We start from the raw sequence: 23,707 nt of genomic DNA, 5'->3' as shown, positions 1-23,707 counted from the left end.
TGTTTTTAATGAAAAACTCACCTAATAAATATCTATACCTTTGCAGTTTTAAATATTCAGCCAGAAAGGACCGCGAAGAATTATGGAAAGTAAGGAGGTATAGAAGCGTAGAAGATTCATAGCTTAACGAAAAAAATGCGAAAGCAAAGTAAATATAAGATTGGGTTCATTCCGTGTTTTAGCTGAGGGATCAGAGGTTGTGTTTAAACAGCTCAACTGGCAGGAAAATAAAAAATAACACCCATGATTCTGAAGGTTTAGACACCTATGTCTTTAGAGAAGGGACTTATTTTAGTAATTGATAGTCAGGAAGGAAATCTCGAAACAGTTAGCAGTTTGTTACAGCATGAAGGATACGAAGTGGTTTCTGCGAGAAACGGCAGGATTGCTTTAGATCTCCTCAAGCAGACCTTTTTTAACGTTGTTATTACGGCCTTAAAAATGCCCGGAGTAAGCGGAATGGAGATTTTGAAGTTCGTTAAAGAGCAAAGTCCGGAAACGGTCGTTATTCTGATGACAGGGTATGCTACCGTAGAGTCGGCCGTTGAAGCCATGAAAGAGGGGGCCTATGATTACCTGACCAAACCTGTAAACCTTTCCAAGCTGCGTGTATTGATTAGGCGGGCCATTGAACAACAGCAAATGGTTGTGGAAGTGGAGGAACTACGCCGGAAATTGGAGACCCGCACCAGCTTCCAGAATATCATAGGGACCTCCAAGGAGATTCAAAGGGTTTACGAAACGGTTTTACGAGTTGCCTCCATCAACAGTACAGTTTTAATCTATGGGGAAAGCGGAACCGGAAAAGAACTGGTAGCCCGGGCGATCCATCATAATAGTCCCCGGCGGGACAGGCCTTTGATTATCTTAAATTGTGCTGCATTGCCGGAAGGCGTCATTGAAAGCGAACTGTTCGGGCATGAAAAGGGGGCTTTCACGGGAGCTTTTTCTACTAAAAGGGGAATGTTTGAACTGGCTAACGGAGGGACCATATTTTTAGATGAAATCGGAGAGATGAATCTTTCCACCCAGTCCAGGCTCCTTCGGGTTTTGGAGGAAAAGGAGTTTATGCGGGTAGGTGGAACTAAAACCCTCAAAGTAGATGTGAATATCATCGCCGCCACAAATGTAGACCTGGAAAAGGCCGTAGCTGAAAAGACCTTCCGGAAGGACCTATACTACCGGTTAAAGGTGATGACGATTAAACTTCCCCCTTTACGGGAACGAAAAGAAGATATCCCCCTGTTGATTCGGGCGTTTATCGATGCTTTCAATCGTGAAAACCATACCAAAGTCCAGGGAGTCAGTCGGGAGGCATTAAGTAAGCTTCAGAATTATCCCTGGCCTGGCAATATCCGGGAACTGAAACACTGTATTGAGAGCATCATGGTTACCACCAATCGAAAAATCATTGAGGTAAACGATCTCCCCGCTCATATTATCCAGGTAGCCCATCAGGAGCCGGAAATACGGCTTAAAGCCGGTGTTTCCATGGCTGAAGTAGAGAAGGAAGCCATCCGGCAGACTTTGATCTATACCGGCGGTAATAAAACGAAGGCAGCTAAAGTGCTCAATATTGGTTTACGAACTCTCCATCAAAAGATCAAAGACTATAACCTTCGTTGATCCCTGAAAAGGGTCCAATAAAACAGGGGAAAGGTTGTATCCTGGGTAGAGTTGCCCCCATAGCAACTACATGCCACAAAATTTTTAGGCTGTGACAAATTTCGTCAGTGGACGATCTCCCTCATAAGCTTTAAAGAGATATTTTCCTCAGTAAAAAAATCCATGAAATCTCCATCTGCCCCAAGATCCTAGGGCATCTTTAAAAATTAAGAATTTTTTATGGAACCGATCCCCGGAAACTGGTCTAGATCTTGCTCTAATCAGAAGGGTATACGAGTACGATTCAAATTGGAAAAATTTTCCAGATCTGGAAAAGGAAATTACTCAAATGGCCACAGTACTTATTACAGGCGGTGCGGGCTTTATCGGCTCCTATGTAGCCCGGGAATTGATCCAAAAAGGAGAGCAGGTTGTCCTTTACGATGCTTTTATCCAGTACGTCTCTCCCTTAGAAAACAACTACTGTATCCATCTTAGGGAGCGCTTCAAAGGAATTCTGGATAAGGTGATCATCGTACGGGGGGATACCCGGAATAAAAACGAGCTGCGAAGGACTATTCTGAAGTACCAACCGGAACGTATTATCCATCTGGCGGCTTTACCCCTTGCAGATCTTGCGGATACGCACTCGGAAGAAGCCCTGGAAAGTATCCTTCATGGGACTGTAAATATTTTGGATATTCTTCGGGACGTGGGGTTTGTTAAAAGATTCGTATATACTTCTTCCAGTATGATCTACGGGGATTTTATGTTTCATCCTGCCGATGAAGAACATCCTAAAAATCCCAAGGATATCTATGGGGGAACGAAGCTGGCCGGTGAAATCCTGGTCCAATCTTACGGGCGTCGCTATGAAATCGAATACACGATTATCCGACCATCAGCAGTTTACGGTCCAACCGATGTCAATCGTCGGGTCAGTCAGATCTTTGTTGAAAATGCTCTGCGGGGTGAAAAGCTGGTGTTACATAACGGAGGTAAATCCAAATTGGATTTTACCTACGTCAAAGATGTCGCTCAAGGCTTCGTCCTGGCTACCTATCGACCGGAAGCTAAAAATGAAATTTTCAATATAACCCGAGGAGAAGGTAGATCTCTGCGAGAATACGCCGAAATCTTGCAAAGCCTGTTACCTGGCGTTGAAATCGTGGAACAACCTGCCAACGTTTTTCGCCCGGAACGCGGCGCCTTGGATATTTCCAAGGCAAGAAAACTTTTAGGCTACGAACCTCAGTACTCTTTGGAGGAAGGTCTCAAGGAGTATGTGGCGTATTTTAAGAAGCTAAAAAATCGAAAGCCAGAATCCAGGAATTCCAGGTTATTTCGAATCCTGAATTCTGAATCCTGAAAAGATGATTCCCCTTTCCCTCCCAAATTTGGATGAAAAAGAGCTGGAAAGTATAAAGGATGTCTTGTGCTCCGGTTGGCTGGCCCATGGAGAAAAAAATCTGGAGTTTGAGCGAAACTTTGCAAACTATCTGGGGGTTCGAGAAGCTGTTTCTTTAAATTCCTGTACATCGGCTTTGTTTCTGGCTTTGAAGGCGTTAAACATTCAGGGTGAGGTCATCCTGCCCAGCTTTACTTTCGTAGCAACGGCCAATGCCGTCGTTACGGCCGGTGCCACTCCTGTATTTGTGGATATTGATTATCATACCTGTAATATGGATCCTTTAAAAATTGAAGCATCCATAACCTCCCGAACCCAGGCTATTATCCCGGTCCACTACGCCGGACAGAGTTGTCAGATGGATGAGATCCTGGCCCTTGCAAGTCATTATCGCCTGGCCGTCATTGAAGATTCTGCCGAAACCCTGGGAGGGACTTTTAAAGGCAGAAAAACAGGTTCCTTTGGGATTGGATGTTTTTCCTTTTTTCCCACTAAAAATATAACCACCGGAGAAGGAGGTATGTTGACCACCGATGACCCCCAATTGGCTGCAAAAGTGAGGGCTATGGCCGGACATGGGATCGAGGAAACGACTTTGCAGCGGGAAAAAAAGGAAAAACCCTGGCTGCGGGCGGCGACTCTGGCCGGGTATAACTTCAGAATGAGCAATATCCTGGCTGCCCTGGGTGTGGAACAGTTGAAAAAGCTGGATTCCATGAATGCGGCAAGACGTAAACACGCCGAGTATTTGAATAAACATTTGAATCGGGAATTTTTAGATTTACCCGTCGAAGCTAAAGACTGTGTCCATGTTTATCAAATGTATACCGTTAAGGTTAAACATCTGGATCGTACCCGATTCGTTCTAAAATTGAGGGAGAAGGGAATCGGCGCTTCTGTTCATTTTGATCCCCCCGTTCACCGACAACCCTTTTATGCAAACTCCGGCTATGGTTCTAAAGATCTACCGGTTACAGAGAAAGTAGCCGCTTCCATCGTTACCCTTCCCCTCTATCCCCAATTGACCCAAGAACAATTAGACAGGATGATAATCGCTATCGAAGAGACGATTCGGGACCTCAGTAGGGACACGGCGGCGCTGTGTCCCTACTGAGGTTTGTTGCAACGGACAACAAACCCCAGACGATGGAAACTGTGATCTCGATCCGGGTCGATGTAGATACCTTGGTTGGACTTGGAAAGGGTCTTCCTGAGTTGGTTCGAATCTTTTCGGACTATGGAATACAGGCCAGTATTTTTGTGGTGATGGGTCCGGATACTATGGGCACTCATATCAAGCGCTTCTCACAGAAGGGCTATTTAAAACGGATTTTAAAGGTAAATCCCTTCAAGTTAATCCGACGTTATGGGATCAAAGCTTTTTTTTACGGAACCCTCTTAAAATCCCCCCCTATTGGAGAGGTCAATAAACCCCTTCTTCTAGACCTGGTCTCCCAGGGACACGAGGTGGGTATCCATGGATATAACCATGCTAAATGGGCGGACCATTATCAGGATTTGAGTTTAGAAGAGACCCGGGCAGAATTTACCAGGGCCTTTAACCTTTATCAAAATATTTTCAAAGTTCCGCCGCTAAGTTCCGCAGCCCCTAACTGGCGTTGTAATGAAAATCTTCTGAGAGTTGAAACCGAATTTCCACTCAAATACGCATCGGATACCCGGGGAGTATCTCCTTTCTGGCCGGTTGTTAAGAATCAGACTTTTCCTATACTGCAAATCCCCACCACCTTGCCCGCGACCCATGAGTGCCTTCAGTCTGGGAAAGCCGATAAATCCACGGTCATCTCCGTTATTATGGAAAGGCTGAAACCGGGTCTCAATGTCTGGACCATCCACGATTGGTTTGAAGGTCTCAGCGAACCCCAGATGGTAAAAGAGTTTATAGAGAAGAGTTTAGAAAAAGGATATCGATTTATGCGACTGGGGGAGGTTGCGGAGGAGGTGCTTAAAAAGAAGGATCAGATTCCCGAGAGTCCCATCGTCCTTAGAAAAATCGAGGGGGGAATCGGGACAGTGAGCTGTCAACATTCTTGACCAGAAGAGGGATTACAAAAATGAAGCGGGTCATCGTCTTTATTCCAGCCTATAACGAAGAGGATAAAATCGCCGAGGTTATCCAGAGAATTAAAACCTGTTACCAGGGGAGCGAGTGGAAGGGTTTTCAGATCGATATTCTGGTTGTAGACGATGGTTCAACCGATAAAACGGTGGATCGGGCCCGTGAGGCCGGAGTTCAGCTCATCGTCTCCCATCCCTACAACCTGGGGTTGGGAGCTGCTACCCGGACCGGGATGAAAACGGCGTATGAGTTGGGGGCCGATATTGCTTTAAAAATGGATGCCGACTTCCAGCACGATCCGGCAGATATCGAAAAGGTCATTCAGCCGATTTTAGATAACAAAGCCGATATTGTCTTTGGATCACGCTTTGCCGGGAAAATAACCTATCGGATGCCACTCCATCGGAAGTGGGGAAATCTGGTCTTTACCTGGTTGATGCGGAAGCTGACCAACTGGAAGATTACCGATGCTCAAACGGGATTAATGGTCTTCTCTCGAAAATATCTGGCAGATTTTAATATCGTCAGTGACTATAATGCTCCCCAACAGATTCTCATCGATGCCTATAGCAAGCATATGCGGTATACGGAAGTTCCCGTTGTCTTTCATCCACGGACCACCGGTAAATCCTTTGTGACTTACAAATATCCTTTCAAGGTTTTACCGGCCATTATCCGCTTGCTCGTTCTGGTAAATCCATTAAAGGTCTTTGTACCTGTCGGATTCTTCTTGATTCTAGGGGCTTTTCTGTTCTTTGCATTAGATTCTTATTTTTACTGGCAGGATCCAGAGTACAGAATCCATGATGCATCGATTATTACCATTTTCCTCTTCGGGGTTCAGATTATCTTGTTTGGACTCTTAGCCGATGCCATTAGCCATAAAAAATAGTACTAAACCATGCGCATTTTATACCTGGGTAACAATATCCGCGGGGTTGTCTGCTTGAAGGCCCTGGCAGAACATGGAGAGGAAATTATCGGGGTCGTGGTGCATCCGAATTTGAAGGAGGAAGACCCGGCGGAATCGGTTCTGGAAACTGCAAAGCATTATGGTTACCCTGTCTATCAACCGATTCAGGTCAATGAACCGGATTTTGTCCGAGAGGTCAGGAACCTGGCTCCAGATCTTATAATTCTGGCAGGTTATAATCAGATCCTCAAAAAGGATCTGATCGATATTCCCCGGTTGGGTTGTATTAATCTGCATGGAGGTAAACTCCCCGAATACCGGGGAGTCGCGCCTATAAACTGGCAGATTATTCGGGGCGAAACGACCGGCGGGATTGCTATCCTGTTTGTAGATGAAGGGATCGATACGGGTGATATTATTGCCCAGGTTCGATTTGATATTACGTTAGAGGATACCGCCAAGACGGTTCTGGATAAAACCCTTGAATTGTTTCCGCCTCTTCTCCTGGACGTCCTGGCAAAGTTCAAATCTGGAACCGTTCCGAGAATGAAACAAAATCGAGAAGAAGGTTGTTATTACACCCGAAGGTATCCACGGGATGGACAGATTTACTGGAGAGACATGACTGCCTGGGAGGTATACAATCTTATACGGGGCCTGGTAAAACCTTATCCCGGAGCTTTTACCTATCACCGGGGAGAAAAGCTCTTTATCTGGAAAGCTTCGTGGATGTCTGAAACCATTCGAGGTGTCCCGGGAAGGGTCTGCTTACGAAGAGAAAAAGGGGTGGTCGTTTTGGCCAGGGATCGTGGACTCCTCATCGAAGAGGTTCAACCGGAGAAAGGCCCTATCCTGGAAGCCAATGTCTATTTTAAAAACCTGGGAGAGGATTTGGTTTAGATTCATCCCCGGATAAGGAGAGTATCCCAACATGCATTTTTTCCATCATAGCAATCAGATCAAGCCGAAAGCCTTTCTGCAGGTAGAAAAGGGGAAAAGCTATGCCGTCCTCTCCAAAGAGCGAATTTTTCTCCTCTTGAAAAGAGGGGTGAGGCCGGTAGTTTGTATTTCCCTCCTCGGGTTTCTGTTTTCCAGAGTACCCCTTTCCGATTTCTTTGCCTTAATTGCTAAAGTGCCTTTTCAAAAGCTTTTCCTGGCCTTTCTCCTTTACCTGACAGGCCAAATCTTCTTTGTTCTTCGATGGGAGGTCCTTTTACACATCCTGAATCTCCGGGTAAGTCGTTTGAGATTGACGGCTTTACATTTTCTGGGTCTATTTTTTAGCTTCCTCCTCCCCACGTCGGTGGGAGGGGATCTGATAAGAGCTTTCTATCTTTCCAGGGATACCTGCAAAACAGGAATCTCCTTTCTGTCAGTTTTTACAGACAGATACATGGCCTTTCTTACGGTTCTCTTCACGGCTACCTTTACGGCATGGGTCAGTCAAATAACCCTTCAGGATCTGCTACTGTATCCCTGGCTGGTCGGTCTGTCGCTGATGGTCATCTTGATAAATATATTACTGGGTCGGGGTTATCCGGCATACGGGATATACCTTTTACCTTCTCCCTTTCGTCCTTTTCAGGATACCCTTGTAACCATGAATCACTCCTTGCAGCTCATTTTTAAACATAAGAAAGCCCTTTGCCTGACTTTACCTTTATCCCTGGCCTTTCTATTCCTGTCGGCCGAAGCCCATCAAATGCTGATTCAGGCCATGGGAAAATCCATAGAATTTAAATATCTTTTACTTTTCATTCCTTTGATTGCTCTGGCAGGTTCGATTCCTATCTCCATCGGGGGGATTGGCTTACGGGAGAGTGCCTATGTTTATCTTTTTTCGGGCATGGGTTTTACCGCAACCGAAAGTCTCGCCCTGGCGTCCTTCATTTTTATAATCTGGCTGGCCGTCAGTTTACCGGGATTGGGGGTTTATTTGTTCATGGGAACAAAGCCTGGGGTTAGAGCAGAACCCTTACCGGTCCAAGATCTGCGGGTTGAAGAACTGAAGCCCGAGGTTTTTCAACCCGGAAATTAAAAAGACCTTATGAAAGTTTTATTGATCAATCCACCACGATATAATGAATTAATCGGCAATAATCCCGAGATTATCGAAGAAGAACGCGGACATAATCCACCCCTGGGCTTACTCTATCTGGCCGGTTATCTTGAAAAGTTTTCGAACCATGAGGTAGCCGTTTTGGATGCCCAGGCTGAAGAGTTGACCTATGAGCAGTTGGAGCAATCCCTGGCCCAAAAGCAGGCCGACGTGGTCGGCATTGAGGCCATGACCTTTACCTTAATCGATGTCATTAAAACTGTTCAACTGGTCAAAAAGGTTAGTCCAGAAACAAAAGTTGTTCTGGGGGGTCCCCACGTTCACATTTACCCCGAAGAGACCATCAACCTTCCCGGCGTTGATTTTCTCGTTTTAGGTGAAGGGGAACGGAGTTTTCACTATCTGCTCGATCACCTCCATAGACCGGATCGATTGAAGGAAATGAGGGGATTCGTTTTTAAGGAAAATGGAAATATCATCAATACCGGCATCAGCGATTCGATTTACGATCTGGATAACCTTCCCTTTCCGGCCCGTCATTTGACCGATATTACCCGTTACAGTTCCCTTCTGGCCAAACGAGATATCGTGACCACCCTGTTCACCAGCCGGGGATGCCCTTACCGCTGTACCTTTTGCGATAGACCCTTCTCCCCTGTCATCGGTCGGGAGTTTCGCTATCGTTCGGCCAAAAATATTGTGGACGAAATGGAAACCTGCACCCATATGGGGATTTATGAGTTTCTTATTTACGATGATACCTTTTCTGTGCGAAAAGATCGGGTTATGGCCATGTGTGAGGAGATCCTGAGACGGAAGCTTAAGGTCGGCTGGGATGTGCGGGCCCATGTCAATACCGTGACCCCGGATTTACTCAAGGCCATGAAAAAAGCCGGCTGTGAGCGAATCCATTATGGTGTAGAAGCCGGAAATGACCGCATGCTCAAACTCATCAAGAAGAACAGTACGGTGGCCCGTATCAAAGAGGCTTTTAAATGGACCCGGGAGGCCGGCATGGAAACTCTGGCTTATTTTATCATCGGCCAACAAACCGAGACCCGGAAGGACATCCAGGACTCTATGCGTCTGGCACGGGAAATTAATCCTAACTACGTCCATATAACCATCCTTTGTCCCTATCCGGCTACCGAAATTTACCTGGAGGGATTAAAGACCGGAATTCTTAAAAAAGATGTTTGGAAAGAATACGCCCGGAACCCAACCCCGGATTTTCAGCCCCCCTTCTGGGAAGAAATTTTCACGGCCCAGGAGCTTCAAGAGATGCTGGTCGAGTTTTATAAAGATTTTTATATGAGGCCCGGCTATATTATTAAAAACATCCTGCGGATCCGATCTCTGGGAGAGTTTAAACGAAAAATTAAGGCAGGACTCAAGGTAATCGGTATGTCCGCCCATTAAGGAATGATGGTTTCTATTCAGATTATTTCCTCAACCAGGGAAGAAAAGGAAACGTGGCAGAAATACGTGGACCAAAATCCCCGGGCCACCTTCTTTCACTTAATTGAGTGGCAAGAGATTTTGAAAAAAGTCTACGGCTACGAACCTTTTTATTTGACCGCCGTACAGGCGGATCAAATCAAAGGCCTGTTACCGCTGTTTCAAATAAAAAGCCGGATCCGGGGTAAAAATCTGGCCTCTCTCCCCTTTCACTTTTTAGGCGGACCCCTGGGTGATTCCCCGGAAATCGAACAAAATTTAATAGATTATAGTATTAAACTGGCGAAAAAATTAGGATGCCAGGACGTTCGTATTAAATCTTACCATTCCTATCCACAACCCTTACAGTTGAATCAATCTTACCTTTCTTTTAAGGTTCTGCTAAAGGAGAATTTTGAGGAAACCCTAAGACAATTTGCTGAAACGACCCGGAGGAACATCCGGTCCGGTCTACGTAACAACAGGATCGATCTCGTTGAAAATTTAGATCAATTGAAAAGTTTTTATGCGTTGTTCGTAAAAAGTACCCGACGCATCGGTATTCCCCCCCACTCCTTCGAGTTGTTTAAGGAGCTTTGGGAGAAGTTCGGTCCCGAACAGAAGGTTCGCATCACCCTGGCCGTCTATGAGGATTCCTGCGTGGCCGGCCACGTGGCTTTAAACTTTAAAGGGAGTGTTTTGTACATGTGGGGAGCTTTGGATCGAACAGTTAAAAGTAAGGGATTCCAGGCCCTTCAAGGTGAAGCGATGAAATGGGCAATAAAAAATGGCTATCAATTCTACGATCTGGGTTGGACCCATCCCCAGGAAGCCGGAGCACTCCATTACAAAAAACATTTTGGGGCCCAGGAAAGACCGGTCCATTTCTACTCTTTGACCGCTAAAAATAAACTGGATTATCACCGGTCCTTTCCTCTGGCTAAAGCAATCTGGCGTAAACTCCCCCTGCCCCTTATAAAAATCGTTTCTCCCTGGCTGGCTAAACAGGCAGGTTAACCTATGACTCAAGATTACTATAAAAATCTTTACGATTTTCATAAACAGGTCGCTTTAGAAAAAGATGGCTTTTACGATAGTCGGGGTCATCGGCTAAAGCATCATCCCGTTCAACTCTGGGCTAGAAGGCAGATTCTGAACCTCCTGACTCCCATTCTTTCGGGTGAAGAGACCCTCCTGGATGCGGGTTGTGGGAGAGGAGACCTGGCCGTTTTCTTAAAAAAATACTTCCCCCATATAAAGATCACAGGGATCGATATCGTACCCGAAATGATTCACATAGCCAGACAGATAACCCGACCGTTATCTGGAATAGAATTCCATGTCGGTGAGATCCAGGAACTACCTTACGAGAATTGCTTTTTTGATGTGGTCGTCGCCAACAACGTCCTGCATTGTTTGTTACCCCAAGATCAGCCATCTGCTCTGGCCGAATTGGCCAGGGTATCCAGAAAGTATCTGATCTTGGAACTAAAAAATAAGAATTGCCTGTATCATTGGATCAAAAAGAAAAAAATAGCCCATCTTCCGCTTTACCCGGGTTCCCTTCCTGAAATGAAACAACGGCTTCGAAAAGATCATTTTGTCGTGGAAAAGGAAAAATACTATCTCTTTACCGGATTTCTCTCTCCCTGGGTTGTTTTAAGGGCAAAGAAAGAATCAGCTCCTGAAGATCTTCTCAAGTAACCGTTTTATTAAACCATGTTGGGTTCTATACCATCTCCTGTGATCTTCTTTAAAAAGAATTCCCCGGATATGGTGGCCATTCTGACCCTATTCCTGATCATCGTTCTCTTCTTCTCAAAAACTTTCTTTTTTCAGGAACTTTATTATATCCGGGACATCTACGGGGTCGGCTATCAATGGATGCATCTGGTTATAGAAACGCTTAAAGCCGGATACATTCCGTTATGGAATCCCTATCAGCTTTCAGGTGTACCCCATCTGGCTAATCCCGGTACCATGTCCCTTTACCCCCTCAACCTCCTCCTCTGTTTAACCGGATTAACCGGATCTACTTATATTTATTTTCTTATTCTCCATATTTTCCTGGCCGGAGTTTTCTTTTATGCCCTTATGCGCCACTGGAACTGCTCCCCCGTTCCTGCCTGGCTGGCCGCCTCCTCTTATATGTTGAGTGGATATGCCGTTGATTTTGAATTTAACCCTCCCTTTGCATGGATCCCGTTAATTTTTTTGTTTCTCGACAGGGCCTTAAACCCCAAACCCCGGACAGAAAAAAAATTATGGCCCCCCTTCAGTTCGCTCCCCTCTATTCTTCTGACCGGTGGTTTTTTGGGTTTACAGTTCTTAACAGGAGGTATCGAGGTTGTTTTTTTTACCTTACTGGCATTGGGCTTATATGTGGGGTTTATGAGTTTGTGGGGTTCAAAGAGTCGACTCAAGGTCTTTACGAGAAATACGGGTATTTTCATGTTGATCCTCGGGATAGGAATCTCCCTGGCCATGGTTCAATTCCTTCCCTCCCGGGAACTGGCTTTACAATCGGCCAGGGTAAAGGGATTGGATTATGAAGCTGCAAGCAGCCATGCCCTCCATCCGGCAGGTCTGATAGAATTCTTTATCCCCCATTTCTTCGGCAAAAAGACAGATATTTCCTTTTGGGGCGAACCTTTTTATGATAATCATTATGCTTACTTTATAAGTATCTACTTCGGCGTATCTACTCTCCTGTTGGGAATGCTGACCCTGACCTGCTTACGCCATAGGCTTGTTTCTTATCTGTTAATACTTTTGATTTTGTCTATCCTTTTGATGTTAGGTCCTTATACCCCGATTCATTATCTGGTATATCGCTATGTTCCTTTTATGGGAGGTTTGAGAATTCCGGTCAAATATCTGGTGTTGACCACCTTTGCAGCTTCGGCCCTGGGAGGTTTTGGGGCCCAGATCCTTTTGATAAAGAAAGAAGAAAGCAGCCGTTTCCTCTCCCCTTTGAAGAGGATCGGTTTTTTCTTTTTATGCCTGGGTGGGCTCCTGCTGGCTTTTCTTTTAGTGGATTTTTTAAGCCGAGGGGCTCTTTTCCAAAGAATTTTCGGAGGATATATTTCCCTTGAAAAACTTCAGGAAGCAACTCCCTATGTTCATAAAGAAATTTTCACCTCCTCGGTCTTTCTCTTAGCAGGAACGGGGGTGGTCATTCTGACCGTAACTTCTAAACTAAACCCTCGCGTTTCTGGAATCCTTCTAAGTTTTATTGTAACCATAGATCTCTTTTCGGCCCATCTCCATCTCCATCCTACGGTAACCGAACCATTTTATTCCGAACCCCCTGCCGTGATTAACCTCTTTGATAAAGACGCTCGTCTTCATCGCTTTTATCGATATGCCTACGATATTCCGGAAATTCCGGATTTTGTAAGGGAAGATCCCCTCAAACGTTATTCCTGGTTTAAGAATACCCTCTTTCCTTACTATAGCGTTCAAAACCATCTGTATGATGTAGCCGGAACTTTTTCCTTACGCCCCATGGATTACGGACTTTTGCTCCATGCTCTGGAAATTGCACCGTGGTCTGCAAAACTTAAGTTGCTAAGTTTGCTCAACGTCCGTTATTTATTGGGTTTTTCGCCGCTGAAGGATGAAAGACTTAGACCGATAGCCTTTTTCCCGGATTTGAAAATGGGAGTCTACGAAAATACCGCTTATCTTCCCAGAGCCTATATCGTTCCACGAAGTAGAACGGTCAAAAAGGGGGTTGAGGCTCTTAATACTTTCATCCGGGACGATTTCGACCCACAAGAAGAAGTTGTTTTATTAGAAGAAGGGCGGGAGGCGGGGAGTCAGAAACAGGAAGCTAAACGTGAATCCCGAATTTCAAGCTCCCTGTTACCTTCTTCAGACTATGAAAGGCGAGATCCTTACGCTCCCCCAGAATCCTCCTGGAAGGAACCCTTTGCCTCTCAAGCCCATGTGATTGACTATTCTCCGACCCGTGCAACCATAGAAACCGAGACTTCCCAAGGAGGTTATCTCGTTTTTGCCGATAGTTATTACCCGGGATGGAGAGCGTCTGTAGATGGACAAAAGCGTGAGATCCTGCGGGTTAATTATATTCTTCGCGCCGTTACTCTGGAGCCGGGGGTCCATACCATCCAATTTAAATATGAGCCTTTCTCCTACAAGATGGGATTATTTTTGAGCTTGATGGCTTTCATGGTATGGATGGGGTCCTGGATGATCCTTACTCTCTATCCTATCCGCTCCGTGAAGGGGAAGAAGCCAAACCTTCATCGCATTCATGATACCTAAAATGGTTTTACCGGTAAAGGTTTTTCCGCAAATTATAAGATCCGGGATGTCTGACATTACTTTGCTGGGACTCTGCTTTTTACTTATCTTTATTCCTTTTAATGAGGGTGGCGGTAATTCTCTGGCCTTATTCATTACCCAGACTCTGGTCCTTTTTCTGATAACCCTTCAGGTTATCCGGGGTCCGGGATTGGGAATCTTTTGTTATCCGGTAGACGTTAAAAACCCAGAACAGCCGATCTGGAACACCGGGCCCCGGACTGTATATCGGGTTCTCATTCTTTTGACTCTCTGGAGCCTTTGCTCCCTCTTTATTACGAAGTACCTCTATGCCACCCTTCAGGAAATAGTTAAGCTGCTCAGTTATGTAGGGGTATTTATTTTGGGTCGAGAATTATGTTATCATAAAAAGTATCCGGATATCCTTCGACTGGCCCTTCTTACGAGTATTTTTATCCAGGCTATAGGGGCTCTCTATCATAACTATCTAACCCCTGAAGGCCAATTTTTATCAGGATTTATCAATATTAATGACTTTGCCACCTTTCTTGTAATCGGCTTTGTCCTGCTGGCAAGTCGGATAACTTTATCCCTTGTGGGATTGGGGTATTTAACCGGGGCAGTTCTCTTAGGTTGGATGACACTGGCCACCCGTTCCCGAGGGGGCGTTATAAGCTTGATAGTGGCTGTGTTGGCTTTGTTGTACTGTCACTATAGAAAGACTTTTTATGGAGTCCTTACCGCTTTGCTTTTATTCTTTTTGATTCCAAATCCCTGGCGCACTCAACTCCTGGGGTGGAAACAGGGGGATCCCTTTGCCTATGATCGGATTCAGATCTGGAAGAGTAGTCTGGCCATGATTCGGGATCATCCTGTAGGGGGGGTAGGTTTAGGAACCTTTGGGGAGTATTTTGAGCAATATCGATTTCCTACGGAAAACTGGATTGCCCGTTATTCAAAAACGACCGATCTGGCCCATAATGAGTTCTTGCAAGTGGGGGCTGAGTTGGGAATACCCGGGTTAATCCTTGCTATAACTTTAGTTGTTTGGATATTCCGGTTCGGACTCCAGGGGAGAGCCTCATCAAAAATCAAAGAAAGCCTTCTGATCGCCCTATTGGCAGTACTTATTCAAAGCCTTGTAAATAGTGTTTTTCACTCACCGGCTATTTCCATTACAACAGTTGTACTCATGGTCCTTCTACTCCATGAGCCCAACGACCGGAATACCTTTGTATCTGGAAAGGTAGAGAGAGAAAATAATTTCCCACGTTTCCGTGCTTCACCATCTTTGCGTTTCCGTATCTTCGCATCCCTTTTATCCCTCTATTTTTGGACGGTTGTAATTCTTTACCCTTTTTTGGGACACTTCTATTATCTCAAGGCCCAGGAGTCATTGGATCGGGGTAAGCCCCTGGAGGCTATTGAGAAATTGAATCGGGCCCTGACCTACGTACCGATCCATCCTTATTATCATGATCTTCTGGGAACCCTTTATACCACAGCTTTCAAAAATCATCCCAACTGGGAGGCTTTTTACGGAGGAGTTAAAGAATTCTCGGAAGCTATCCATTGGAATTCAAGGGAAGCTCAATTTTATTATCATCGGGCCACTCTATATGTCGAACTCGCCAGACGGCTTCTCCCCACCGAACAGACTCTCCTGAAGGGAATTACGGACTATCACCAGGCCATTGCGTTAAGCCCCTTTGATCCCTTTCTGAGGTACAATTTAGCCTATCTCTATATTAAACTGAAGCGATATTCAGAAGCTCGGGAACAGCTAAAAAAAGCCCTGGATTTAGAACCTAATTTTATCGGAGGGTATTATCTCCTAAGTAAAGTTCTGTCGGCCCTTGGAGAAGAAGAAGCCTCCGTCCAAAAAATTGAAATAGTCAGAAGCCTGACCAGACGGTTCAACCCGGAATCCTATAATTCTCTTTATCTAAAGAACTTATTCCAAAGACCTGAAGAATAAAGTAATGAGATCATTTATTCTTAATTGACCGGTTTTATCCTGGTATATATATTGCTATCGCAAGCTGTAACCACAAAAACCTGTCTTATATGAAAACTTTTCCTATAAATTTTTTTACTTTGATAGTTTTACTTCTTTTTTTATAGAAAAATAAAAAGAAGTAACTAACAGGGTAAAAGCTAAGACTATGGACAAGAAAGAGTTTTATTATGTCTACCTGAAAACTTTGTTAGATGGGAAGAATCGGAGAGACCTGGGGGGTGTGGTGGTAGGAATCTGGATCTTACTGTTGGGGTTTGCTCTGCCTGGATGGGGGGCGATCTCCGATACCACGGCCGATATAGTGATCGGGCAGGTAGCTTTTAACAGGGGAACCGATAATCTGGTAGATGCCAAGGGATTTAATCTTCCTTTTGGAGTTGCCATAGATCGAAGTGTCAATCCGAACCGTCTTTATGTCACCGACAGTAAAAATCATAGAATTTTAGGTTATCGGGATATCAGTTCTTTTGTAAACGGTAATCCGGCGGATTTAGTAATCGGACAGCCGGACTTTTTCTCTTCAGGTTGTAATTCCAGTGGCCTGGGTCCCGGTTCCCTCTGTACCCCTTTAGGGATTATTGTCGATAATGCCGGGAATCTCTATGTTGCCGATAGTGATAATAATCGGGTCCTGGAGTATGACTCACCCTTTACGACCGATACTTTGGCGGACAGGGTCTTTGGTCAGGGCGGTAGTTTTAGTTCCAATACCTGTAACAATGGAGGCATTCAGGCAGGCTCACTGTGTGGTCCTCAGGGTATTTACATCAGTAATGCGGGAATTCTCTATATCAGCGATTCTAAAAATAATCGGGTCCTTGAATATAACAATCCCCTGACCTCCCAGGTAGCCAATAGGGTTTTTGGTCAGGGGGGAAACTTTGCAAGTAATGCCTGCAATAATGGAGGCGTTGCCGGCAATTCCCTTTGTCTTCCTGTAGGGATTGTAGTGGACCAGGCCGGGAACATTTATATCGTTGACACCAATAACAACCGGGTCCTCGAGTTTGATAATCCACAATCCGCCGACCCGGTGGCAGATAGGGTCTTCGGTCAGAATGGAAGTTTTGGATCCAACGTCTGTAATAATGGTGGAACCAGCCAGAATTCTCTTTGCTTTCCCCAAGATGCAAAGATAGATCCAAATGGAAATCTTTATATCGTTGATACCAACAATCACCGAGTCCTGGAGTTTGATAATCCTTTGACTTCCGATACCCAGGCGGATCGCGTATTCGGTCAGGGGGGAAACTTTAATACCAATACCTGTAATAGCGGAGGGGTTACTGCCGCTTCCCTCTGTACCCCCATAGGGGTTACTTTTGATAGTTCTGGAAATGCCTATGTATCGGATTTCTCCAATAATCGGATTCTCATGTATCAAACTCCTTTAACTTCGGATACCATTGCCGATAAAGTTTTCGGGCAAAAGTTATTTACAACCTTTTTTCCTGATTTCACAGATGCCCAGGGACTTTTTGACCCATTTGGGGTAGCCATAGATCGGAGTGTAATCCCGAATCGGTTGTATGTAACAGATACAACCAACAGCCGGATACTCGGTTATAAGGATGTCCTATCCCTTATTAATGGAAAACCCGCCGATTTGGTCATTGGACAGCCGGATTTCTTTTCGGCAGGCTGCAATACCGGTGGCATAAGTGCTTCTTCTCTTTGCCTGCCTATAGGCATTGCTGTGGATTCCAACGGAAACCTTTATGTCGCCGATTTTAATAATAACCGGATCCTGGAATATAACAGTCCTTTTACCACCGATACCATTGCGGATAAGGTGTTTGGTCAGGGAGGAGATTTTACTACCAATGCCTGTAATAAAGGAGGTCTCAGTGCCAACTCGCTCTGTATTCCTTTGGGAGTTGCGGTGGATAAATTGGGAAATCTTTACGTATCCGACAGTAATAACCATCGGGTTTTGGAGTTTGATAATCCTTTGACTTCCGATACCCAGGCAGATCGGGTCTTTGGTCAGGGGGGAAGCTTTACGACGAACACCTGTAATAACGGGGGTATCCATGCAGGTTCTTTATGCTCTCCCTGGGAACTTGCCGTAGATAATTTAGGAAACCTGCTGGTAACCGATCGGGATAACCATCGGGTTTTGGAGTTTGATAATCCTTTGACTTCCGATACCCAGGCAGATCGGGTCTTTGGTCAGGGGGGAAGCTTTACGACGAACACCTGTAATACGGGAGGAAGAAGTGCAAACTCCCTCTGTTCACCGCAAGGAGTTACCTGGGATAACTTTGGAAATGTTTATATTGCCGATGCGGGTAATCATCGGGTCCTGCTTTTTATGTCCCCTCTCACAACGGATCAGGTAGCCGATCTGGTTCTGGGGCAGGGAGGAAATTTTACCACAGCCCTCGCGAATAACGGAGGGATCAGCGCTAACTCTTTCTTTACCCCGGTGGGTCTTGGGGTAGATGATTTTGGAAGATTATACGTGGCAGATAATGACAATAATCGAATCCTGGTTTTCTTCCCCCCGCCACCCTCGGTTACCACACTGACCCCTTCCGTGGTTATTCCGGGGATTCGTAGTCAAACCGTCTTATCCGGAGCCGATTTCCAGGCCGCAATGACCGTAGACTTCGGCCCTGGCTTTACGATTCACTCGCTTACTGGTCTCCCTAACAATCAACTCCTGATCGATTTTACTCCTGGTATTTCCATCTCACCGGGCTCAAGAAATGTGACCCTCAATGCCCTGGATGGACAATCCTCTACCTTGGCTAACGGTCTTATGGTGATAAGAAATCCTTCTATCGTGGATTCATCGGATTTTGATAGGGATAACAAACTGGATCTTGCCGTTTGGCGACCTTCCGAAGGAAGATGGTATATTCAGAATTCCTTCTTAGGACTTACTTTTCTGGATTGGGGCCTGGAAGGGGACGTTCCGGTTCCAGGAGATTACGATGGGGATAAGAGAACAGACCTGGCGGTATGGCGACCCAGTGATGGAACCTGGTATATCTTTGGATCTCGAGGTGGCTTTAACTTCATACCTTGGGGGGTGGGAGGAGACATTCCGGTACCCCGAGATTATGATGGAGATCAAAAAACAGACCTGGCAGTATGGCGACCCAGTGATGGAACCTGGTATATCTTTGGATCTCGAGGCGGCTTTAACTTTGTAACCTGGGGGGTGGAAGGAGATATTCCGGTACCCGGGGATTACGATGGAGATGGAGTGATCGACGTGGGAGTCTGGCGACCCAGCGATCAGACCTGGTATATCCTTCTTTCTCAATTTGGGTTTCTCATCCAGAAGTTCGGTCAACCCGGTGATATTCCCGTTGCAGCCGATTATGACGGGAATGGAATTACGAATCTCGCAGTATGGCGACCAACTGATGGGACATGGGAAATCCTGGCAGGAAACAGGACCATCCCCAAGGTATGGGGTTTGCCAGGAGATGTACCGGTCCCCGCAGATTACGACGGGGATAAGAGAGTAGATCTGGCTATCTGGCGTCCCCAAAATGGAAACTGGGAGATTTTAACTTCTTCTTCCAGATTTACAAAATCTTCTTCAATTCAATGGGGATTTCCAGGGGATATTCCGGTTAGTGGAACCAGGGAATGATACCTTGCAAGTTGAGAAGGATACTTTAGGGCTATCATTGCCGGCAACGGCAGGAACGAAGTTTATGCTGGGCTGGGCCTTCGATAAATTCAGGGTGGGCACCGACGAAGTTCTTCCCACAATGACGGTTTTGGGTCTCAGGATTAACCGAAGTAACGGTAAGGTTAGTAGGTGTCACTTTTTTCTGTCTGAACACCCCTAAATCCCTATACACGCACCAGGTTAAGGCGCCCTCCCTCAGGGATCTCACCCTTATCCTGGCGCCTCTAAGCCCCCTCACCCCCTCAAGGGCTTTCTGGGGCAGGTTTTTTGGACCCGCCCCCTCCGACTCCCCTTCCTTCATTGCTTTACTCCCTGGCTTTCTTCATTAAACACAGTACTTCCACTCTTGAGATACTTGTCGGTAAACTGAGTAGGTCGTACCCTGGGATAAATAATACAATTTCTTCCTATTTGCACCCCTTCCGGTAATACGGCTCCTTTTCCAACCACGGTAATTCCCGTATAGAGATGGGTTGGGAACTTTTCATTGGGAGGGTTGTCCTCTCCATAACCCACTATAGACTTTGCGCCGACCTTTACGTCTTTATCCAGGATGACTTTATCCAGGATGACATCTTCTTCGATGACACAATCATGCATTACGACCGAGTTTCGGACTTTAGCTCCTTTATGGATAATAACTCCAGGCGAGAGGATACTGTTTTCCACGCTTCCACTGATAATGCATCCCCGACAGACGATGGAATTTACGGCTCTTCCCTCTCCCAGGAACTTAGCCGGGGGCCTGTCTCCCAGGTACCGATCTTCCTGATTGGTACGGACCCTCCACTTAGCAAGATCTAACCCCGAGTTATAGTCTAAAATATCCATATTGGCATCCAGATACGATTGAATGGTCCCCACGTCTCGCCAATACCCCTCAAAGGGATAGGCATAAATCTTATAGCTTGCTAACATCCCGGGGATAATATCCTTACCAAAATCGTGGGAGGATGACGCCCGTTTGGCATCTTCTAGAAGGGTCTTATAAAGTACCTCTGCTTTAAAGACGTAAATCCCAAGAGATCCCAGGGTACTCCTGGGTTTTTTAGGCTTTTCCTCAAATCCGGTAACCTGGCCGTCTGGATTTATAAATACCGTACCGAATCGGGTAGCTTCTTCAAGGGATACTTTCATAACGGCCAAAGTTAAATCCGCTTTTTTAGAGATATGGTATTCAATCATGGGAACATAATCCATCTTGTAGATGTGGTCCCCGGAGAGGATCAAAACCAAATCCGGATTATGATCCCATAGATATTGTAAATTTTGGAAGACGGCATCGGCAGTTCCTTTATACCAATCTGCACTCGTTGTACCTGTGTAAGGAGGAAGAATTTTTACCCCCCGGCGTCGACCCACAAGATCCCAGGCTTCTCCCTGACCGATATGGTCCATGAGAGAGCTGGGACGATATTGGGTCAGAACGCCCACATTCTCGATTCCCGAATACATGATATTACTTAGCGTAAAATCGATGATCCGATAAGCACCTCCAAACGGAACTGCCGGCTTGGCACGCTCACTTGCAAGGATATTCAGCCGGCTTCCCTGCCCTCCGGCCAGGAGCATCGCAACAATTTGTTCCATCTTTAGAAGTGCCTAAAGGGTTTAAAGTACCTAAAGTCTCCAAAGTTTTTTTTAACTTTCGTTCACTTTAGGTACTTTAAGCACTTTAAACACTTTAACCGCTTAAAAACTTAAAACCTTTTCCTTCACTTGAAACCCTTTAGCTCATTTTTAAGCCTGTCCGGAAAGTTGGTCACGATTCCGTCTACACCCATTTTAATAAAATAGGACATCTGGGCCGGTTCATTAACGGTCCACACCAGGACTCTTAGTCCATGTTGCCTGGCTCGACGAACAAGACCCGGGGTTACATAGGATTTATTTAAATGAAGGCCTGTAGCTCCCACCGATTGTGCTATTTTTTCAGGTCTTAGCAGTCTGGCCACATAAAGAACCCCTAGTTTGACCAGAGACCCCGTAGTCAGCTCTGGATTCATCTCTCTGATTTTTTTTAAACACCGATGATCAAAGGAAGAGATGACGACCTGATCCTTCAGGTCGTGTTTTGAGAGAAGGGTCAGTATTTTTTCCTCGATACCCCGGTAGTAAATGGGTCCATTTTTAATTTCGATATTAAACTGAACTTTTCCTTTCAGGCTCTGTAACACTTCTTCCAAAGTAGGAATTCTCTCTCCGGCAAATTCGGATTTATACCAGGAGCCTGCATCCAGTTTCTTTAACTCAGATAAAGTATAATCCCGGACGTATCCCCTTCCGTTGGTTGTTCTTTCCAGCGTTTCATCGTGAATCACCACGACTTCCCCATCTTTTGTCAGGTGCACATCTAATTCTATCATATCGGCTCCCATTTTCACAGCCTGTTGAAACGCCCTTAAGGTATTCTCGGGATAATACCCTGAAGCTCCTCGATGTGCAATGTTTAACACGTGACGGAAGGTCTCTGATCCGTTGTTAGTCAGGGGTTGTCATCGGTGGTAAACAACGGACCGGAGATCTTATCTTTTTTCTTTCGTCCAGAGATTTGTTTGTCTGGCGTCGGGTTCTATCCCAAAATGTTCATAAGCCAGGCGGGTTGCCTTCCGACCCCGTGGCGTTCGTTCAAGATAACCCAACTGGATCAAGAAGGGTTCATAAACATCTTCCAGGGTATCCTTTTCTTCACCGATGGCTGCAGCCAGGGTTTCCAATCCTACCGGTCCCCCGTCGTATTTTTCGATGATGGTAAGCAGTAATCTACGATCCATCTGATCGAGGCCCTGTTCATCGACTTCCAGCATTTTTAACGCCTTATCGGCCACTTCCTGGGTAATAACTCCTTGCGCTTTTACCTGGGCATAATCCCGGACCCGACGAAGGAGCCGGTTGGCAATCCGGGGAGTTCCCCGAGAGCGTTTAGCGATTTCCAAGGCACCGGATTCCTCGATTTCAATCTGGAGGATTCGGGCGGACCGCCGAACAATTTGTTTGAGTTCTTCAGGGGTATAAAACTCCAGACGGTGTACGATCCCAAATCTATCCCGGAGAGGAGAGGTCAATAATCCTGCTCGAGTTGTAGCACCTACCAGGGTAAACTTGGGAAGATTCATCTTGATGGATCGGGCACTGGGACCCTGGCCTACGATCAGGTCGAGTTGAAAATCCTCCATAGCCGGATATAAAATCTCCTCAACCACCCGATTTAAGCGATGGATTTCATCAATAAATAAAACGTCCTTTTCTCCCAAATTAGTCAAAATTGCAGACAACTCCCCGGCATGTTCAATAACCGGACCCGATGTGGTTTTGATATTTACGTTCATTTCACGGGCTATAATATAGGCCAGGGTCGTCTTACCTAAGCCAGGTGGCCCGTAAAACAATGCATGATCCAGGGCTTCCCCTCTTTTTTTAGCCGCCTGGATAAATATATGGAGATTTTCCTTAACTTTTTCCTGTCCGATGTAATCCGAAAAACCCTGAGGCCGAAGACTGGTATCCAATAAAACGTCTTCCTCGATTCGAGCAGGAATCGTATTAAGATTATTCCTTTGATTCTTATTCATCTATTTGTCCGTTGTCCGTTGTCCATTGTACATCCTTTCTGACAACAGACAACAGATTTTTAACCTGAAAAATATTTTAAAGAGATCCTGATAATCTCTTCCAGAGGACTTTCTATACCGATTTCAGCAACGGCTCGTTTAATTGCCTGTTCGGCTAAATTTCGTTTATATCCTAAATTTACCAGGGCCGAGAGTGCATCGCCAATTTTTTCATCTGGAGATATCTCCTCCGTTGCTTCATGGAGAGCCGAGGTAGCAGGAATTTTATCCTTGAGTTCCAATACCAACCTCTCGGCTGTTTTCTGGCCAACTCCCGGAATAGCATTTAACTTTAAAACATTAGAGGTTATCAGTGCATTCTTCAATTCACTTACAGAAATCCCAGAAAGTATATTTCGAGCCAACTTAGGGCCTATTTTAGATACCGTCAGCAAAAGTTTAAAAAGTTCCCGCTCTTCCAAAGTTAAAAAGCCGTAGAGTTCAATGGCATCTTCCCGAACTGCCGTATAGATATGGAGACCGATTACTTCTCCTTTTTCTGGAAGCTCATAGAATGTGGATAAAGGAACGGAAACCTGATATCCCACTCCCCCAACATCTATGACAATATATTCTGGAGATTTATAAATCAGCTTACCTGTAAGCCTTGCGATCACCCTTGTCTGTAGTAT

Annotated in this window: 17 protein-coding genes; 13 read left to right on the top strand and 4 right to left on the bottom strand. The window is 45.5% G+C overall.

Going from position 1 to position 23,707, the window contains the following annotated elements; all coding sequences use genetic code 11:
• Positions 1-267 precede the first annotated feature (267 nt).
• The 13 genes from VNM22_12085 (at position 268) to VNM22_12025 (ending at position 19,422) form a co-directional block, all read left to right on the top strand.
• On the top strand, positions 268-1,626 hold the full coding sequence (locus tag VNM22_12085; protein ID HWP47894.1) for a sigma-54 dependent transcriptional regulator: 1,359 nt from the start codon (positions 268-270) through the stop codon (positions 1,624-1,626).
• 328 nt (positions 1,627-1,954) lie between these two features.
• On the top strand, positions 1,955-2,974 hold the full coding sequence (locus VNM22_12080; GenBank protein HWP47893.1) for an NAD-dependent epimerase/dehydratase family protein: 1,020 nt from the start codon (positions 1,955-1,957) through the stop codon (positions 2,972-2,974).
• 4 nt (positions 2,975-2,978) lie between these two features.
• Positions 2,979-4,127, top strand: coding sequence for a DegT/DnrJ/EryC1/StrS family aminotransferase (locus tag VNM22_12075; protein HWP47892.1), 1,149 nt, complete (start codon positions 2,979-2,981; stop codon positions 4,125-4,127).
• A 32-nt stretch (positions 4,128-4,159) separates the two neighbouring features.
• The gene (locus tag VNM22_12070; protein HWP47891.1) at positions 4,160-5,068 is read left to right on the top strand and encodes a polysaccharide deacetylase family protein; all 909 of its coding nucleotides are present in this window, start codon (positions 4,160-4,162) and stop codon (positions 5,066-5,068) included.
• Positions 5,069-5,088: 20 nt separating this feature from the next.
• Entirely contained in the window at positions 5,089-5,985 is an 897-nt protein-coding gene (locus tag VNM22_12065) for a glycosyltransferase family 2 protein (protein ID HWP47890.1), read from the top strand.
• A 9-nt stretch (positions 5,986-5,994) separates the two neighbouring features.
• Positions 5,995-6,906, top strand: a complete 912-nt coding sequence (locus VNM22_12060) for a methionyl-tRNA formyltransferase (GenBank protein ID HWP47889.1) — start codon at positions 5,995-5,997, stop codon at positions 6,904-6,906.
• Between the two features lie 31 nt (positions 6,907-6,937).
• Positions 6,938-8,044, top strand: a complete 1,107-nt coding sequence (locus VNM22_12055; GenBank protein ID HWP47888.1) for a lysylphosphatidylglycerol synthase transmembrane domain-containing protein — start codon at positions 6,938-6,940, stop codon at positions 8,042-8,044.
• A gap of 9 nt (positions 8,045-8,053) precedes the next feature.
• A complete protein-coding gene (locus tag VNM22_12050) occupies positions 8,054-9,484 on the top strand; it encodes a radical SAM protein (protein HWP47887.1) in 1,431 nt (476 codons plus the stop codon).
• Between the two features lie 3 nt (positions 9,485-9,487).
• A complete protein-coding gene (locus VNM22_12045) occupies positions 9,488-10,519 on the top strand; it encodes a GNAT family N-acetyltransferase (GenBank protein ID HWP47886.1) in 1,032 nt (343 codons plus the stop codon).
• A gap of 3 nt (positions 10,520-10,522) precedes the next feature.
• Positions 10,523-11,206 (top strand): class I SAM-dependent methyltransferase, encoded by a 684-nt coding sequence (locus VNM22_12040; protein HWP47885.1) that lies wholly within the window; start codon positions 10,523-10,525, stop codon positions 11,204-11,206.
• 69 nt (positions 11,207-11,275) lie between these two features.
• Positions 11,276-13,792, top strand: coding sequence for a YfhO family protein (locus VNM22_12035; GenBank protein HWP47884.1), 2,517 nt, complete (start codon positions 11,276-11,278; stop codon positions 13,790-13,792).
• Between the two features lie 46 nt (positions 13,793-13,838).
• Complete coding sequence (locus tag VNM22_12030) at positions 13,839-15,770, top strand: O-antigen ligase family protein (GenBank protein ID HWP47883.1); 1,932 nt, start codon at positions 13,839-13,841, stop codon at positions 15,768-15,770.
• A 187-nt stretch (positions 15,771-15,957) separates the two neighbouring features.
• Positions 15,958-19,422 (top strand): hypothetical protein, encoded by a 3,465-nt coding sequence (locus VNM22_12025; GenBank protein HWP47882.1) that lies wholly within the window; start codon positions 15,958-15,960, stop codon positions 19,420-19,422.
• A 339-nt stretch (positions 19,423-19,761) separates the two neighbouring features.
• On the opposite strand, the gene VNM22_12020 is transcribed toward VNM22_12025, so the two are convergent.
• The 4 genes from VNM22_12020 to ruvA all read right to left on the bottom strand — a co-directional run bounded on the left by VNM22_12020 (position 19,762) and on the right by ruvA (position 23,692).
• Positions 19,762-21,054, bottom strand: a complete 1,293-nt coding sequence (locus tag VNM22_12020; protein ID HWP47881.1) for a glucose-1-phosphate adenylyltransferase — start codon at positions 21,052-21,054, stop codon at positions 19,762-19,764.
• 125 nt (positions 21,055-21,179) lie between these two features.
• Positions 21,180-21,920, bottom strand: coding sequence for a glycerophosphodiester phosphodiesterase (locus VNM22_12015; GenBank protein HWP47880.1), 741 nt, complete (start codon positions 21,918-21,920; stop codon positions 21,180-21,182).
• Between the two features lie 69 nt (positions 21,921-21,989).
• Positions 21,990-23,036 carry a Holliday junction branch migration DNA helicase RuvB gene (ruvB, locus tag VNM22_12010; GenBank protein HWP47879.1) on the bottom strand — a complete coding sequence of 349 codons (1,047 nt, stop codon included), beginning with the start codon at positions 23,034-23,036 and terminating at the stop codon, positions 21,990-21,992.
• Positions 23,037-23,095: 59 nt separating this feature from the next.
• A complete protein-coding gene (gene ruvA, locus VNM22_12005; GenBank protein HWP47878.1) occupies positions 23,096-23,692 on the bottom strand; it encodes a Holliday junction branch migration protein RuvA in 597 nt (198 codons plus the stop codon).
• Positions 23,693-23,707 lie beyond the last annotated feature (15 nt).

The sequence above is a fragment of the Candidatus Limnocylindrales bacterium genome (assembly GCA_035559535.1).
In the GTDB taxonomy this organism is placed as follows: domain Bacteria; phylum Moduliflexota; class Moduliflexia; order Moduliflexales; family JAUQPW01; genus JAUQPW01.
The sequence above is the reverse complement of the archived record's forward strand: the minus strand, read 5'-3'. Positions and strand labels throughout refer to the sequence as shown.

Bases quoted from the DNA above. Each gene is read 5' to 3' on its own strand.
- VNM22_12065 (HWP47890.1), top strand. From the start codon at position 5,089: ATGAAGCGGGTCATCGTCTTTATTCCAGCCTATAACGAAGAGGATAAA.
- VNM22_12025 (HWP47882.1), top strand. From the start codon at position 15,958: ATGGACAAGAAAGAGTTTTATTATGTCTACCTGAAAACTTTGTTAGAT.
- VNM22_12055 (HWP47888.1), top strand. From the start codon at position 6,938: ATGCATTTTTTCCATCATAGCAATCAGATCAAGCCGAAAGCCTTTCTG.
- VNM22_12060 (HWP47889.1), top strand. From the start codon at position 5,995: ATGCGCATTTTATACCTGGGTAACAATATCCGCGGGGTTGTCTGCTTG.
- VNM22_12080 (HWP47893.1), top strand. From the start codon at position 1,955: ATGGCCACAGTACTTATTACAGGCGGTGCGGGCTTTATCGGCTCCTAT.
- VNM22_12075 (HWP47892.1), top strand. From the start codon at position 2,979: ATGATTCCCCTTTCCCTCCCAAATTTGGATGAAAAAGAGCTGGAAAGT.
- VNM22_12040 (HWP47885.1), top strand. From the start codon at position 10,523: ATGACTCAAGATTACTATAAAAATCTTTACGATTTTCATAAACAGGTC.
- VNM22_12035 (HWP47884.1), top strand. From the start codon at position 11,276: ATGGTGGCCATTCTGACCCTATTCCTGATCATCGTTCTCTTCTTCTCA.
- ruvB (HWP47879.1), bottom strand. From the start codon at position 23,036: ATGAATAAGAATCAAAGGAATAATCTTAATACGATTCCTGCTCGAATC.
- VNM22_12050 (HWP47887.1), top strand. From the start codon at position 8,054: ATGAAAGTTTTATTGATCAATCCACCACGATATAATGAATTAATCGGC.
- VNM22_12045 (HWP47886.1), top strand. From the start codon at position 9,488: ATGATGGTTTCTATTCAGATTATTTCCTCAACCAGGGAAGAAAAGGAA.
- VNM22_12085 (HWP47894.1), top strand. From the start codon at position 268: ATGTCTTTAGAGAAGGGACTTATTTTAGTAATTGATAGTCAGGAAGGA.
- VNM22_12070 (HWP47891.1), top strand. From the start codon at position 4,160: ATGGAAACTGTGATCTCGATCCGGGTCGATGTAGATACCTTGGTTGGA.
- VNM22_12020 (HWP47881.1), bottom strand. From the start codon at position 21,054: ATGGAACAAATTGTTGCGATGCTCCTGGCCGGAGGGCAGGGAAGCCGG.
- VNM22_12030 (HWP47883.1), top strand. From the start codon at position 13,839: ATGTCTGACATTACTTTGCTGGGACTCTGCTTTTTACTTATCTTTATT.